Annotated in this window: 9 protein-coding genes; 7 read left to right on the top strand and 2 right to left on the bottom strand. The window is 44.8% G+C overall.

The window, feature by feature from the left end; translation table 11 throughout:
- The first annotated feature begins 320 nt into the window (after positions 1-320).
- The 4 genes from MMB75_RS12100 to MMB75_RS12085 all read left to right on the top strand — a co-directional run bounded on the left by MMB75_RS12100 (position 321) and on the right by MMB75_RS12085 (position 8,136).
- Positions 321-4,379, top strand: coding sequence for a glycosyl hydrolase (locus MMB75_RS12100; RefSeq protein ID WP_277507891.1), 4,059 nt, complete (start codon positions 321-323; stop codon positions 4,377-4,379).
- Positions 4,380-4,594: 215 nt separating this feature from the next.
- Entirely contained in the window at positions 4,595-5,992 is a 1,398-nt protein-coding gene (locus MMB75_RS12095) for a helix-turn-helix domain-containing protein (protein WP_019688759.1), read from the top strand.
- Between the two features lie 261 nt (positions 5,993-6,253).
- Positions 6,254-7,657: a hypothetical protein gene (locus tag MMB75_RS12090; protein ID WP_045244814.1), complete on the top strand. Its 1,404-nt coding sequence runs from the start codon at positions 6,254-6,256 to the stop codon at positions 7,655-7,657.
- 251 nt (positions 7,658-7,908) lie between these two features.
- Positions 7,909-8,136, top strand: a complete 228-nt coding sequence (locus tag MMB75_RS12085; protein WP_045244620.1) for an aspartyl-phosphate phosphatase Spo0E family protein — start codon at positions 7,909-7,911, stop codon at positions 8,134-8,136.
- Between the two features lie 232 nt (positions 8,137-8,368).
- Here MMB75_RS12085 and MMB75_RS12080 read toward each other — a convergent pair whose 3' ends face one another.
- Positions 8,369-9,184: a flagellar motor protein MotB gene (locus tag MMB75_RS12080; protein WP_045244619.1), complete on the bottom strand. Its 816-nt coding sequence runs from the start codon at positions 9,182-9,184 to the stop codon at positions 8,369-8,371.
- Entirely contained in the window at positions 9,168-9,995 is an 828-nt protein-coding gene (locus MMB75_RS12075; protein ID WP_016324776.1) for a flagellar motor protein, read from the bottom strand. The genes MMB75_RS12080 and MMB75_RS12075 overlap by 17 nt, the downstream gene beginning before the upstream one ends.
- Before the next feature lie 208 nt (positions 9,996-10,203).
- On the opposite strand from MMB75_RS12075, the gene uvrB reads away from it, so the two are divergent.
- The 3 genes from uvrB (at position 10,204) to MMB75_RS12060 (ending at position 16,848) form a co-directional block, all read left to right on the top strand.
- The gene (uvrB, locus tag MMB75_RS12070; RefSeq protein ID WP_013373322.1) at positions 10,204-12,195 is read left to right on the top strand and encodes an excinuclease ABC subunit UvrB; all 1,992 of its coding nucleotides are present in this window, start codon (positions 10,204-10,206) and stop codon (positions 12,193-12,195) included.
- A 169-nt stretch (positions 12,196-12,364) separates the two neighbouring features.
- Positions 12,365-15,226 (top strand): excinuclease ABC subunit UvrA, encoded by a 2,862-nt coding sequence (gene uvrA, locus MMB75_RS12065; RefSeq protein WP_016822963.1) that lies wholly within the window; start codon positions 12,365-12,367, stop codon positions 15,224-15,226.
- A 410-nt stretch (positions 15,227-15,636) separates the two neighbouring features.
- A complete protein-coding gene (locus MMB75_RS12060; protein WP_045244618.1) occupies positions 15,637-16,848 on the top strand; it encodes a hypothetical protein in 1,212 nt (403 codons plus the stop codon).
- Position 16,849: the final 1 nt, after the last annotated feature.

Below are 16,849 nucleotides of genomic sequence, written 5' to 3'. Positions count from 1 at the left end.
TCTAAGAATATGGACATTACGTCCCATAAATGGTTCGATATGAAGATTTGATCGGTGGAACATATAGCAAAGCTGTATTACAACATTTGAAGATCCGAGCAATTCTGAATTTCGGACGGAGAGGAGAGTGTAATCAACCAGATCCTTGGAGGTTCGAAAGGTGGAATTTAAGCACGAATCTATAAAAAATGAATCTATGGATTAGAGTAAGGCGATGCTGTTCCGGAGCGGTAAACCCGTTTGGATTTAGGAGCCTTAAAACCTGCCGGAGCGGTACTTGTATGGGGCTGCTCTTTTCAAATGTAAAGGAGGAAAGTGGTATGAGAGCGAAAAATAGTAGTAGTATTCTGTTCAAACGTTCCAAATGGCTGCCTGTCGTCATGGCCTGCACGATGATAGTAGGGGGGGCTTTACCTGCTCCAGCTGTGGTTCACGGTCAAACGGCAAAGACTATTACTATTAAAGTAGATACATCCAAGGAACGTAAGCCTATTAGCCCTTATATATACGGTACAAATCAGGATTTGGCAGGCGATGAAAATATGGCTGCCAGACGACTTGGTGGCAATCGAATGACCGGATACAACTGGGAAAACAATATGTCCAATGCAGGAAGTGACTGGCAGCAATCTAGCGATAACTATTTATGCAGTAATGGTGGCCTGACACAAGCCGAATGTGAAAAGCCAGGAGCGGTGACGACTTCGTTTCATGACCAATCGCTGAAGCTTGGCACTTATTCTTTAGTTACGTTGCCGATGGCCGGTTATGTGGCTAAGGATGGAAACGGAAGTGTGCAGGAAAGCGAAAAGGCCCCTTCCGCTCGTTGGAATCAGGTCGTAAACGCCAAAAATACACCGTTCCAACTACAGCCTGATCTGAATGACAATCGGGTCTATGTTGATGAGTTCGTCCATTTTTTAGTGAACAAGTACGGCACTGCTTCAACAAAGGCGGGTGTGAAAGGATATGCCCTCGACAATGAACCCGCTCTCTGGTCGCATACGCACCCACGCATTCATGGTGAAAAAGTCGGAGCGAAAGAGTTGGTAGACCGGTCAGTCAGTTTATCCAAAGCTGTGAAAGCGATTGACGCAGGTGCAGAAATTTTTGGGCCGGTTCTTTACGGATTTGGCGCCTATAAAGATCTTCAAACTGCACCTGATTGGGACTCTGTAAAAGGCAATTATAGCTGGTTCGTAGACTATTACCTGGATCAAATGCGCCTTAGCTCGCAAGCCGAAGGCAAGAGATTGCTGGATGTATTCGACGTACACTGGTATCCCGAAGCGATGGGCGGAGGCATACGAATTACGAATGAGGTAGGCAATGACGAAACGAAGAAAGCCAGAATGCAGGCACCTCGCACCTTGTGGGACCCGACCTATAAGGAAGATAGTTGGATCGCTCAATGGAACAGCGAGTTTTTGCCCATACTACCTCGATTGAAGCAGTCGGTGGATAAATATTATCCGGGAACCAAGCTGGCAATGACCGAGTATAGCTATGGCGGCGAAAATGATATTTCCGGCGGGATTGCGATGACCGATGTGCTGGGTATCTTGGGCAAAAATGATGTTTATATGGCAAACTACTGGAAGCTAAAGGATGGTGTCAACAACTACGTTAGTGCCGCTTACAAGCTTTATCGCAATTATGACGGAAAAAACTCTACTTTCGGTGATACCAGTGTTAGTGCGCAAACATCGGATATTGTCAATAGCTCGGTCCACGCTTCCGTAACGAATGCATCCGACAAAGAACTGCACCTCGTTGTCATGAATAAAAGCATGGACAGCGCATTCGACGCCCAATTTGATCTTTCCGGCGCGAAGACTTACAGTTCCGGTAAAGTATGGGGGTTCGATAAAAACAGCTCGCAAATTAAAGAAGCAGCGCCAATCACGCAAATTTCAGGCAACCGTTTTACTTATACCGTACCGCCTTTGACGGCATATCACATTGTGCTGACTACTGGCAATGACACGTCTCCAGTGGAAGGTCCTGAAAGCTTTAAGCTGAAAGCTGAGGCTGGTGATGGGAAAGTCCATTTGTCCTGGGACGCTTCCGGCGGAATTGTAGGTTACAGCGTACAGCGGGCAACAGATGAAAACGGCCCTTTCGCTGCTGTAGCATCCAACTTGGTCGAAACGTCTTATACGGATACTAACGTAACAAACGGTACTTCATACTATTACAAAGTAACCGCCAAAACCAATAAGGGATCGAGCGAATCTAATATTTTGAAAGCGGTTCCGAAGACGCCTGTAAACGGTCCCGCTCGCTATGAAGCCGAAGAAGGCGCGCTGAAGGGAACCATTGTGGAATCCAGCGGGACCGGCTACTCCGGTACTGGTTATGTAACGAATTTCCACAATCCAGGGGATTCTCTGACGATGACGATTCAGGCTCCCACGGCAGGCTTGTACAATCTTACAATCGGCTACCGTTCTCCTCATGATGACAAACGCACCAATTTCTCATTAAACGGCAAAGCGTTTGGCGAACTGTTGCTTAAGAAAACGACTGATTTTAAAGAAACTTCCGGAGGCAAGGTGCTGTTGAATGCAGGCGCGAATACGATCGGTTTTGAAACAGGCTGGGGCTGGTACGATATCGACTACGTCAGGCTGGAGCCTGCTGCTGATCGCCCACCCCATGCGGTAATCAAAACGCTCACTAATCCGAATGCGACGGTAGAAGCAAAAGCATTGATGAACTACCTGGTTGATCAATACGGGAAGAATATGCTCTCTGGTCAAGAGGAAATAAATGAAATTGATTGGCTTCAAGCTAATGTAGGTAAAAAGCCGGCGATTGCAGCGCTTGACCTGATCGACTATTCGCCAAGCAGAGCGGAACACGGTCTTAGTTCCACAGAGGCAGAAAAGGCGATTGCATGGGATAAGCAAGGGGGGATCGTTACCTTTGCATGGCACTGGAACGCACCGAAAGGTCTGATCGATACGCAGGGAAAAGAATGGTGGAGAGGCTTCTATGCCGATTCGACCACATTCGATATAGAATATGCGATGAATCATCCAGAGTCTGAGGATTATAAATTACTTATTCGCGACATCGATGTGATTGCAGGGCAATTGAAGAAGTTGCAGGATGCGAAGGTTCCTGTCCTGTTCCGTCCTTTGCACGAAGCGGAAGGCAAATGGTTCTGGTGGGGCGCCAAAGGTCCTGAGCCTGTTAAAAAACTGTATATTTTAATGCACGACCGTTTGACGAATGTGCACAAATTGAACAATCTGATCTGGGTATGGAATTCTGTTGCTCCAGATTGGTATCCGGGAGACGAGTATGTGGATATTTTGAGCTTTGACTCTTATCCGCAAGCCGGTGATTACAGCCCGCAAATTGCAAAATACGAAGACCTTGTTGCATTGGGCAAGGACAAAAAGCTAGTTGCCATGAGCGAAAATGGACCGATCCCGGACCCTGATTTGATGAAGGCGTATCAAGCTCATTGGAGCTGGTTCGCTACATGGTATGGAGATTTTGTGAGAGACGGCAAACAAAACAGCCTTGAGCATCTGAAAAAAGTGTATAATCATCCGAACGTCATTACGCTGGATGAGCTCCCAACGAACTTAAAAACGTATGGCATTACTGAGCAGCCGCCCGTACCGGGCAGCTTCACGCTGAACGCTGCGGGTGAAACGGCGAAAGTATCGCTAAGCTGGACAGCATCGGCGAATGCGAAAAGCTATGAAGTGAAGCGTTCGGCGACTGAAAACGGCGCGTTCGCCACCGTAGCGAGCGATGTGTACGGAAGCAGCTACGCCGACACAGCCGTAACAGCAGACACGACGTATTACTACCAGGTGGTAGCGAAGAACGATGCAGGACAGACGCTGTCGAACACGGCTAGCGCAATGCCGAAAGCGGATACTCAGCAGCCGATGACAGGACTGCTGCTCCAATATCGCACAGCAGATAGTAAGGTGAACGATAATCACCTCAATCCGCAATTCCAAATTGTAAACAAAGGCACAACCTCCGTACCGATCAACGAGTTGAAAATTCGCTACTACTACACAATCGACGGTGACCGTGAGCAGACTTTCAACTGCGACTATGCGACGCTGAGCTGCTCAAAGCTGAATGGTAAACTGGTTAAAATGGAGAAGGTTGCAACGGGTGCCGATTATTATTTGGAAGTCAGCTTCAATTCGGATGCAGGCGTGTTAGCACCTGAAGGAAGCACGGGCGATATCCAAACCCGTATTCATAAGACAGACTGGTCGAACTATAACGAAAGTGACGATTATTCGTATAAAGGCACGCAAACCTCATATGCCGATCATCCTAAAGTTACCTTGTATCATAACGGCGTACTTGTTTGGGGAACCGAGCCGACAGCTAATTAAGATAAATGTTCGATCTAAAACATTGCTGAAATGAGCAGGGGCATTGTATCCTCTGCTCATTTTTTTTGTACAGAGCCTCTATAACTTTAAAATGGATAATGAAGGAAGGGATATGTTTGACTTTTATATTCAGATTAAAGAAATCACGAACTAAAATTACCTCATAATGTTAGAAAAGACGAAAAATATATTTTTTAGTTAAGAGGGGGATTGAAATGGAACATACACCTACGATCCGCTCGACGATAGAGACCGAACTCAAGCAGAGAGGCTATACATTTAGCAGCTTCAGTAAAATATCTGGAATTAACCGTGGTACATTTAGCACCATGCTGAACAGTAATCCACCCAAGCCGATTTCGGTTCGGCAGATGGACCTGATTACCAAGGCACTAGGATATCCCGATGGCTGGCTGTATGAGTTATACATAGATGAATGCTTTCACGAGGGGAAAGGACACTGGAAACGGATCAAGCCTTTTTTATTGCGTTGTGTAGATTTAGGAAGGAAGGACTGTATTCAAAAGGTATTGTCGAGATTAACGGAAGACTGGTCCTATGTGTCAACGGTATTTGAGTTTGCAGAAGAACTGCATAAAGTGGGAAAGAAAAATGAAGCTGTCCCTTTTTACGAGTGTGTGGTAGAGAACGAAAGATATTACCATTCGGAGCGGCTGGCAATCTGCCAGTATAGGCTGTTTTGTTATTCTCTAAATTCTGATTTGGATAATAATCGGCAAGCAGCTATAAGGTTTGCACCGTTTCCAAAGAACCTTCCCGAAAATTATCAACTAGACGCTTTGTTGAAGTTGACCAATACAAATTTCCAATTTTATGATTATGACATGGCTATACATTATGCGAAAGAACTTGAAGTATTAGTCACAGGTATTTTTTGGGACCAGGCTCAAGCAAGGGCGAAAAATCGTGAAGTTACACGTCTCAATACAGAAAGACATCTAATCGTTTATTATGGTCAAGCCTATTTAATGCAGGGAAATTCCTTAGAAAAACAAGGACTATATGAAGCAGCTATGAAGTTCATACCTTACTATGAAAATCTAACTCGGATTGAAGGCCTGGATGAGGTTGGAATGATAGAAGCAGAGAAATTCGAAATATGGGGGAAAGCCAATCGATTGAATCTACAAATTCTGATGGGGGATAAAGATAGTCTGCCTGCCTATGTTGAACTTATTAGGGATAATCCACAGGAAATATTACTAGGTCTATTAACCATTATAGAATCGGCCAATAATTACAGTTACTCAGTAGATGATACTTTGGTCCTTTTCGCCGAGGATATTAATAAATTTAGGGAGCTACGTACAAATATATCGTATTATCATACCAACAACAGTCTGCTGACATATTCTCGTTTTTTTCTTGAACTTAGTCGATATTTTTTTAGTAAGGGAAGCTACACCGAGGCAATAAACAATATGCTGATTAGTTTAGAAGCATCCTCTCAGTTGAACGATAAAACTTATTATATCAAGTCCATCACGCTATTGTTTGAGAAATATAAGGATCATTCGACTGAAGAACAACGGACAGAATATGAAAAAGCGATAAAAGCAGTGGAATATAATACGAGGCAAATGACCTCTTAGAGCAAAAAGGGCTATGTGTCTGTACCTAAAGCAGAAGATCACATAGCTCTTTTAGTTTATTGGACTAAATTGTTTGAAAAAAATTAGTGAATATCCGCTGTGAGGATTTTTATACACATTAAATTCCATAATATATTGAAATGGTGTAGAATAAAGGGTTGACCCCCATCCAATTTATTCATATAATTTCTAGTATATTGTAATTGATTGTCGAGGAGGGTGATTTTTTAAAATCATCTGAATACGCCGGGGGTGTTTTTATTGGAAAATGCAACCACGATTCGTTCGGAAATTGAGAAAGAATTAAAACTTGGTGGCTATACTTTTAATAGTTTTGGACAAGCTACGGGTCTTAATCGGGGCATTTTTAGTGCTATGCTTAACGGAAATCCGCCTAAGCCTATCTCCGTACGACAAATGGACTTGATCACTAAAGCGCTTAATTATCCCGAAGACTGGTTGTATGACCTGTATGTGGATGAATGTTTTTATGATGGAAGACCACATTGGAAAAGAGTTAAGCCGTTCCTTATACGCTGTGTTGAAGTAGGAAACCTGCAATGCGTGGAGAAAGTGCTCTCACGCTTAATGGAGGATCTTAATCACATCCCGACGATCTTTGCTTTGGCAGAGGAGCTATATGATGGGGGAAAGCTACAGGAGGCAATTCCTTTCTATGAGTGTGTAATTGAAAATGAAAAATATCAGCACTCAGAACGTTTGGCGATCAGTCATTATAAATTATTTGTTGCTTCTGTCGGTCAAGATTTGGAAAAAAATTTGGAATATGTTCTGAGATTTGTTCCTTATCGTAATCGCTTACCAGAGAGTTATCAGCTAGATGGGCTTTTAAAAATTATCAACATATATTTTTATCTACATAAATGGGACAGCGTTGAGAAGTATGGAGATGAGTTGTATACTCTCGCCAAAACTGTTTATTTAAATCGATATGAAAATAATAACACTAAAAGACGTGCTAGGGACGAATTTAAAACAGAGAAGAGTCTTGTTTTTTATTATGGATACGGATATTTATCTAAATCTACTGCTCTCCAAAAAATGGAGAAATTTGAGGAAGCACAATCGTATATTAAATACTATGAAGATCTAAGCTGGTTCAAAGGACTAGATTCAGAAGGCGAGCAATATGTAAAGATGTTCAGTCTCTGGGCAAAGGCAAACTCTTATACACTTGATATGCTTCTAGGAAAAAGGGACGTTTTAGTGGAATATATTACTTTTCTCAATCAACATCCGGAAGAAAAATTATCTGGTCTTTTAACTATCTTGGAATCAGCGAACAAATATAACTTCTCGGTAGATTATGTACTTGAAAGTTTTTCAGCAGAAATTGACCAATTTAAGTTTCTCGACGATGTAAAGAATAGAAATTATTATTGTTGTTTTTTATACCAACGGGCAATTTATGAGTATAAAAATAGTAGCTTTGAGAAAGGAACAAACTATGTTCTGGATTGTCTTGCTCTTTCATTAATTAGTCGGAACGATAGTGACTTTAAACAATGTGTCGCGTTGTTTGAAGTTTACAGAGAGTTTGCTACTAGTGAACAAAAGAGAAGGTATGAAAATATAATAAAGGAGGTGAATATCTATGAAAAAAGGTTATTTGATGGTGTTAGCCTTAGGTATTCTATTCTTTAGTATATTCCCTTTTTACAATCCAATTAATGTAGAAGCTTCTGATATGATTATAGTGTTTAATCATGGTATGGGTTGATTATATATGATTTTTAAAGCAGAGCTAGTACTTTCTAAGCCAATTCCTTTGAATTGGCTGTTTTGATGTATTCCGTTAAAGGGATGAAATGGGTTTTATTATATTTTTAACCTGTGGGGAAGGTATCAGCCTGTAAACTAATGTAAATACCACACCGAACAGGAGGTTTATTGATGTGAAATGGCAACAATTGGAGGAGTGCATCGAAGAAAAGCGAAAAGAATTAAATGAATTGGCGAAAGAGGTGGGATTGAAGGATCGACGGGTGTTGACCAAGTCTATGGAGTTGGATCGGCTCCTTAATAAGTACAGTGATTGGAAATATAGCTATCGTAGACAACAGAGCGTACCCCAAAGTTCACAGATACAAGAGAAGCAACACGAGCTCGTCCTATCTTATTAACATCAAGCATCATAACAAGATAAAACCTAACTTCACCTTGGCTTCTATACATAGTGAGATATAGCATAAACAAAATAATCTCTATTACATCTCGTACGCCGCCCTTATCCACGTTGTTCGTACAGTTTATTGTTCTGCGTCTACATCAGAGCGGAAGCCATGTAACATGAGGATACATCTCAAAAAAACCTCCCCATTCACGTTATGGCGTGACTCGGGAGGTTTTTGGGTTTTACTGCTGGAGCTGACGCAGCACAGTGATTTCGACACGGCGGTTTTTTTGTCGCCCTGCTTCGGTGCTATTGTCACCAACCGGACGGGTATCCGCGTAACCCGCATACTGGAATCCTGATGGGGATAGCTGCTCTCGGTCGATAAAGAACCGGAGTACAGACAGTGCCCGAGCGCCGGAAAGCTCCCAGTTGTCCTTGTAGGTCGATGAGTTGGAGGAGCGGGTGAATGGAATGTTGTCCGTATGCCCCTCAATACTAATCGGTGTTTTCAAATCTCGAAATAGACTGGCTAATTTGGATAGCGTGTTTGCAGAGCCCTGCTTGAGTGCCGCTCTGCCTTGGTCGAATAGAAAGCGGTCATTCAGCGTAATGACAATGCCACGCGGTTGATCGGATACGAAAATCTGGTTTTGTAGCTTGTTGTCTGTAATATATTCCTGGATGACTCCCATTAGGTTTTGCAGTTCTTTTTCCTGCTTGCGAAAAGCTTGTTCACGCTCGGTGAGCTTGGTTGATCCCGCTTCTTTTTTATCAGAGGCCGGTTGCTTGGTCGCGGGTGGATTCTTGCTGGTGTAACGATCGGCAGTCCCCGTAATGCCCGAGCCTTGCTCCAAAATAGAATCTCCCTTGTGGAACGTATCCTGAAGGGATTGAACAACGACGTCGTATTTCTTAGCATCCAGACTGCTCATGGCATACATCACGACGAAGAAAATGAGCAGCAGGGTGATCAGATCGGCATAGGTAATCATCCATCGATCTCGTTGGTCTCCACCGCCACCTTGACGCCCACGACGCTTAGCGCGCACTCTCATGGAAGTCCTCCTTTGGAGTAGCGCTCTCTGTACGTGAGCGACGAGGCGGTTTGCGATCTATATTTTGCTCTGAGCGGATAAAGAACTCCAACTTCTTGCGTACAAGCTTAGGGTTCTCTCCGTTTTGAATAGCCAGAATACCTTGCAGCAGCAAATCCATTGTGATAATTTCACTTTCACTGGCTGCTCTTATTTTGGACGCGATGGGCAGAAAGATCAGATTGGCGCTAGCAACGCCGTATAGTGTTGCGATAAAAGCCACAGCAATCGACGGCCCGAGCGCAGTAGGTTCGGTTAAGCTGCCTAGTACATGGATCAGACCCATGACCGTACCGATAATCCCCATCGTAGGGGCATAGCCGCCTGCCGATTCAAATATTTTTGCGTACCCCTCATGTTTGTGCCCAATAGCATCTAACTCTAGTTCTAAAATTTGTTTGATCTGTTCCTGTTCAGTGCCGTCAATAACGAGTTGAAGACCTTCCCGCAAAAATGCATTCGGATGCTCCGATGATATACGTTCTAACGCAAGCACACCGGATCGGCGGGAGGTGGCGGCCATGGAAACCAAATCTTCTATATATTGCTCCGTAGGATTGTCCTCACGACTAAAAGCCATCCGCAGAGCGGTGGGTATCGTCTTCAGCTTGGAGGCAGGGTAACTGATTACAACTGCGGCGAAAGTTCCGCCAAATACAATCAGAGCTGATGTGCCTTGTAGCAGCCCTGTGAATTCGCCGCCTTCCCATAAAAAGCCACCGATTAATGCTATGATTCCGGCGATGATGCCCAATACGATGGTGATATCCAAAATTTAATTCACTCCTATTCAAGACTTATCGTTTGCATCCACGGTAAGAAAGAGGTATAATACGGGAACAAACATTCTTATTCAACCATATTTCCCAAGTATCATTGCGCGGGAAATATCGACATAGAATTACAGGCAAAGACGTTAAAGCTCGATTGGTGTAAAAACATGATGTTTCCATTTTAGACGATAAGGGTGATGCAGGGCAATGAGTGATATCGTTGTTAGCGATAAGACTTTTGAAATTCAGTCGGAATTCCAACCTCAAGGCGATCAGCCCCAGGCCATTTTTGAATTGGTAGAGGGAATTGCAGAAGGAAAGAAGCATCAAACTCTATTGGGTGCTACGGGAACAGGTAAGACGTATACCATCGCTCAGACTATTGCCAAGCTGAATCGGCCTACGCTGGTTATTGCGCATAACAAGACTTTGGCTGCTCAACTGGCAAGTGAGTTTAAAGAATTCTTTCCCAACAACTCAGTCGATTATTTTGTCAGCTACTATGATTACTACCAACCGGAAGCGTACATCCCTTCTTCCGATACGTATATTGAGAAGGATTCCAGCATTAATGAGGAGATTGATAAACTTCGCCACTCAGCCACAAGCTCTCTGTTTGAGCGTCGTGACGTTATTATTGTAGCGAGTGTCTCTTGCATTTATGGTTTGGGTTCCCCGAAAGAATATTCAAGCTTGTTGCTCTCGCTTAGAGTCGGCATGGAGAAACCCCGCAATCAGATTTTGTCCCGCTTGGTCGATATTCAATATCAGCGGAACGATATCAACTTCGTGCGGGGTACTTTCCGTGTACGGGGGGATGTTGTTGAGATATTCCCAGCTTCCCATGGAGAAAACGCGATCCGGGTAGAACTGTTCGGAGATGAAATTGAACGGATTACCGAAATTAATGTGCTTACAGGTGAATTGATCGGTGAACGTGAACATATCGCCATTTTCCCGGCATCTCACTTCGTTACTCATGAGGATACGATGAGGGTAGCACTGGTCAATATCGAACGTGAGCTAGAAGAGCGGTTAGCAGAGCTGAAGGAGCAAGGGAAGCTGTTAGAGGCGCAACGTTTGGAGCAACGTACCCGCTATGATATCGAGATGATGAGAGAGGTTGGCTTTTGTTCCGGTGTCGAAAATTACTCGGGTCCACTGACATTCCGCGAGCGCGGAGCAACACCATATACACTGTTGGATTATTTTCCAGATGATATGCTGATCGTCATCGACGAATCTCATGTTACATTGCCGCAAATTCGTGCGATGTATAACGGGGACCAGGCGCGTAAAAATGTTCTCGTTGAACATGGTTTTCGTTTGCCATCTGCCTTGGATAACCGTCCGCTGAAGTTCGAAGAGTTCGAGGACAAAGTGAATCAAATTATCTATGTATCGGCTACTCCAGGCCCGTATGAGATGGAAAAATGCGATACGATGGTGCAGCAGATTATCCGTCCTACCGGTCTCCTTGATCCTATAATTGAGGTGCGTCCAAGCAAAGGTCAGATTGACGATCTCATTAATGAAATACGGCAGCGCATAGAACGTGAAGAACGGGTACTGGTCACCACACTCACGAAGAAAATGGCTGAAGATTTGACAGACTACTTAAAAGAAGTGGGCATCAAGGTTCGGTATATGCACTCCGAGATTAAGACTTTGGAACGGATGGCCATTTTGCGGGATCTTCGTCTGGGAACCTTCGATGTGCTGATCGGGATCAACTTGTTGCGGGAAGGTCTCGATTTGCCGGAAGTATCGCTGGTTGCGATTTTGGATGCGGACAAAGAAGGCTTCCTGCGTTCTGAGCGCTCTTTGATTCAGACGATCGGACGGGCAGCGCGGAATAGTGACGGACGTGTTATTATGTATGGCGATAAGATTACCGATTCTATGGATAAAGCGATTAAGGAAACGGAACGTCGCCGTGCGATTCAAATTCAATACAATGAAGAGCATGGGATTACCCCGCAAACCATCCGTAAAAAGATACGTGATGTCATTGAAGCAACCAAGACGGCAGAGTCCAAGAATGATTACCTTCCTAATGAGACGGGTAAACTTTCCAAGAAGGAGCGTCAATCCCTCATTCAGCGCCTAGAAGCAGAAATGAAGGATGCGGCCAAGAATCTACAGTTCGAACGGGCCGCCGAGTTGCGTGATGCTTTGCTGGAATTGCGGGCTGATTAAACATTGGGAATAAGCTAGAAGCACAACATATTGATAATAGAATGTTTGATTGCTTTTAAGAAATAGTGAGGACGGCCGATGTGGTCGTTCTCTTTGCGATATATCACTTCCATCGGATAATCCAACGCGATATAGGATGACGTGAATTACGGCTAAGGAGATGAAACATTTGGCGAATGAAAGCATCATCATCAAAGGCGCACGCGCGCATAATCTCAAAAATATTGACGTGACGATTCCGCGGGACAAGTTCGTCGTCCTGACAGGGCTTAGCGGCTCAGGTAAATCATCACTGGCTTTCGATACGATCTATGCGGAAGGACAGCGGCGGTATGTGGAATCATTATCTGCGTATGCCCGTCAATTCCTCGGGCAAATGGAGAAACCGGACGTCGATTCGATTGACGGCCTGTCACCTGCCATTTCCATTGACCAAAAAACGACAAGTCGGAATCCTCGTTCTACGGTCGGAACAGTTACAGAAATCTATGATTACTTGCGGTTGTTATTTGCCCGAGTAGGTCATCCTCATTGTCCTGAACATGGCATTGAAATCACTTCACAGACCGTCGAACAGATGGTAGACCGCATTTTGCAATATCCTGAAAAGACACGGCTACAAATCCTGGCTCCATTGGTATCCGGCCGCAAAGGTGAGCATAAGACACTGTTCACTGATATAGCCAAGCAGGGCTTTGTACGGGTACGTGTGAATGGCGAACTGCGTGAATTGTCCGAGAAGATTGAATTGGAGAAGAACAAGAAGCACTCGATTGAAGTGGTCGTAGACCGGATCGTAGTCAAGGAAGATGTACGTGCGCGTCTGTCCGACTCTATCGAGACGGCACTAAATCTTTCAGGCGGACAGTTGCTTGTAGATATTATAGGGCAAGAGGAGTTGCGATTTAGCTCCAACTTTGCGTGCCCGATTTGCGGTTTTAGCATAGATGAGCTGTCTCCCCGGATGTTCTCCTTTAATAGTCCGTTTGGTGCTTGTCCAGATTGTGATGGGCTAGGAGTTAAAATGGTGGTTGACCCTGATCTGCTCATACCCGATCCAGAAAAAAGTGTAGAAGATGGGGCATTCCAGGCATGGAGTGGAGGAACTTCCACTTATTATCCTCAATTTTTACAGTCCGTATGCGAACACTACGGTATTCCGCAGGACGTTCCTGTAAGCCAATTGACGTCAGAACAAATGAATCTTATTTTGCACGGAACAGGTGACCAGAAGATCCGTTTCCGCTATGAAAATGATTTTGGTCAACGTAAGGAAGCCTATGTGACCTTTGAGGGCATTATCCCGAACCTGGAGCGTCGCTACCGTGATACTGCTTCTGAGGGAATACGTGAATTTATTGAAGGCTTTATGAGTGCAAAGCCATGTAACACCTGTAAGGGGCACCGACTGAAAAAAGAAAGCCTGTCAGTAACGATTCAAGAGCGTAATATCGCTTATGTGACAGCTTTGTCTGTCGGGGAGGCTTCTCAATTTTTCCATACACTGAAGCTGAGTGAGAAAGAGCAGTCGATCGCCAACCTCATTTTAAAGGAAATTAACAGCCGACTGGGATTCCTCGTTAACGTTGGTCTGGAATACCTGACTTTAAGCCGTGCAGCAGGTACGTTGTCCGGCGGGGAGGCACAGCGTATCCGATTGGCGACACAGATCGGTTCCAGTCTGATGGGTGTGCTTTATATTTTGGACGAGCCAAGTATCGGGTTGCATCAGCGAGATAATGACCGCCTGATTAGTGCATTGGAACATATGCGGAATCTAGGCAATACGTTGATCGTGGTGGAGCATGACGAAGATACGATGATGGCGGCCGACTATATCATTGACATTGGGCCAGGAGCCGGAATCCATGGCGGGATGATCATGTCACAGGGGACCCCACAGGAAGTTATGGAAGATCCGAATTCCCTGACCGGTCAATATTTGAGCGGGCGTAAGTTTATTCCGGTCAATACCGAGCGGCGTAAGCCGGCAGATAAGTGGCTGGAGATTCGCGGAGCCAAGGAGAACAATCTCAAAAATGTGAATGTCAAAATTCCATTGGGTGTTTTCACGGCTGTCACTGGCGTATCCGGGTCTGGGAAATCGACGCTGGTCAACGAAATTTTGTACAAAACGTTGGCGCGTGATCTGAACCGTGCGAGAGTACGCCCAGGTCAACATAAAGAAATTCGCGGGCTAGAGCATATCGAAAAGGTGGTTGAGATCGATCAATCGCCAATCGGCCGTACACCGCGTTCCAATCCTGCGACTTATACCGGTGTGTTCGATGATATCCGTGATTTATTCTCGCAGACGAACGAGGCTAAGGTTCGAGGCTACAAGAAAGGCCGGTTTAGCTTTAACGTTAAGGGAGGCCGATGTGAATCTTGCAGAGGCGACGGCATCATCAAGATTGAGATGCACTTTCTGCCCGATGTGTACGTACCCTGCGAAGTGTGCAAAGGCAAACGCTATAATCGGGAGACCCTTGAGGTTAAGTATAAAGGGAAGAGTATTGCTGATGTGCTGGAGATGACGGTAGAAGATGCAACAGCATTTTTTGAAAATATCCCGAAGATTCATCGCAAGATTCAGACGCTGATGGATGTAGGTTTGGGGTATATCAAGTTGGGTCAACCAGCGACTACTTTGTCCGGTGGTGAGGCACAGCGTGTGAAGCTGGCTTCCGAACTGTATCGTCGCAGCACTGGTAAAACCATTTATATTTTGGATGAGCCGACAACGGGTCTACATGTTCACGATATTGACCGATTGTTGACGGTGCTGCATCGTTTGGTTGATTCGGGAGAAACGGTGCTGGTTATTGAGCATAATCTAGATGTAATTAAAACAGCCGATTTCCTGATTGATCTGGGGCCTGAAGGCGGAAGCGGCGGTGGAACGATCTTGGCTACCGGGACACCAGAACAACTCGTAAAAGTCGAAGAATCCTATACAGGCCGATACTTAAAGCCGATCCTTGAACGGGATACACAGCGCAGCCAAGCGCTTCAGACCGTCGATCTATAGATACTGTTTAGTGTATGTTTTAGAAACCCTGCACAGGCAGGAAGGCAGAATACGAATTAGCGTATTTATGCTTTCCCGTTGGCAGGGTTTATTTTTTTTGTAAAAAAAGAAAACTTTTATCAAATTCCTGCGTTAAAGCATGTGACACATAGTTTACCAAGCGCTGGAATAATAAATCTATATGTATATTCATCGACAGAAAGTCTCTGAGTAATCTCTAAATTTTTGGAGTTTTGGATGTTTAGGCTCGGGCTTGAAGAGGTTAATATATAACTTATGATTATCTAGCATCATACGAAGTTCCGTGCCCCGTGACAACCATTACTAGTTGAAGCGAAACCGTCTATAGTTATATCACATCTAAGATTTATACCACATCTCTGAGGAAGTCATGAAGGGAGCTGGAACGTTTGAAGATTAAGCAAAGTAGAGTTCTACGTACACGTGTATACTCATGGGCAGCAGGAGTCACTATAGCGGCATGGTTATTGGGTTATAGTGCTGCACCGTCCTATGCCTCCGAGGTGTCCGAGGCGTATGCGCCCATACAAGCCGAGATCGAAACCAGTGCAGCGATTGGAACTATTAAAGATTCAGAAAACGCTCACAATTATATTCAGCCCGCAGCAAAGGGTGGGTTTTTAATGCTGAACGTCGAGGACATTACAGAAGCAAGTGTGGTACACGTCACGTACGGCAAGCTGGACAGTTCTCTAGAGACTGTATGGAAACACCAGCAGGACCTGAACGTACAACCGGGAACAAGTAGCAGGGGAGTCCAGCGGGAGACGTCAGATGGTGGGTTGTTGTTTCTGATTGATTATACCCAAGCGAACGGAATGCGGGATTTGCAGGCTTCACGATTGGACGCGGATGGAAACCCCTTGTGGTCCAAAACATTACCGACTGATGGCTTGATATCTCAAGGGCAGGGTTCTCAGGTAGGACTGGAGCCACTTGAGGATGGCAGTTTTCTAGTCTCCTCACTGAACCTTGCGGAGCAGTCTTTCACTGTACTCAAATACACAGAAGATGGCGATATACAATGGAATCGAACGACGGCCGGGGTGACCTCAGGTTGGCTGGTTGGCAGTCACAATGGATATTATGCGCTTTTGAACAGCTCAGATGGTCCCGTGGGGGTACAAGCCGATGTGTATGGTCGTAATATCCGTGATGTCCATCTAGACTTAGGATCAGGTAAGGAAATTGCCGCGGTACGTGAGTTGTCCAGCGGTCATATTGCTGTAACAGGGCTTAAAGGAAACAGCAAGCGTACCCAGGTGTTAAGTAATGGTCTGCAATTGTTTAGTAATACAGAGGACTATGCCGCTGACCGGGTGTATCTGCCTGAGGAGCAGTTGTACGTCCAGTTCAGTGATCAATATGATCCACTGGGTAAAACCACGAAGATGCATGGCATTACTATCACAGGCTTAAAAGGAAACGGCACGAAGGTGTGGGAAACGAAGACTCATTATAAGGAAGATAACTCCTTCGGCATCCGATATGATACGGGATTGATATATAAGATTCCTTCAGGCTACGCGGTGGTGACATCTACAACAGGCGTCCAAAAGCCAATAGTACTCGATTTTGCGAAAATATTGATACCGGAGTAAT

Source organism: Paenibacillus sp. P2(2022), from assembly GCF_029522175.1.
GTDB classification, from domain to species: domain Bacteria; phylum Bacillota; class Bacilli; order Paenibacillales; family Paenibacillaceae; genus Paenibacillus; species Paenibacillus polymyxa.
Note: the sequence above shows the minus strand (reverse complement) of the source record. Positions and strands in the feature narration are given on the sequence as shown.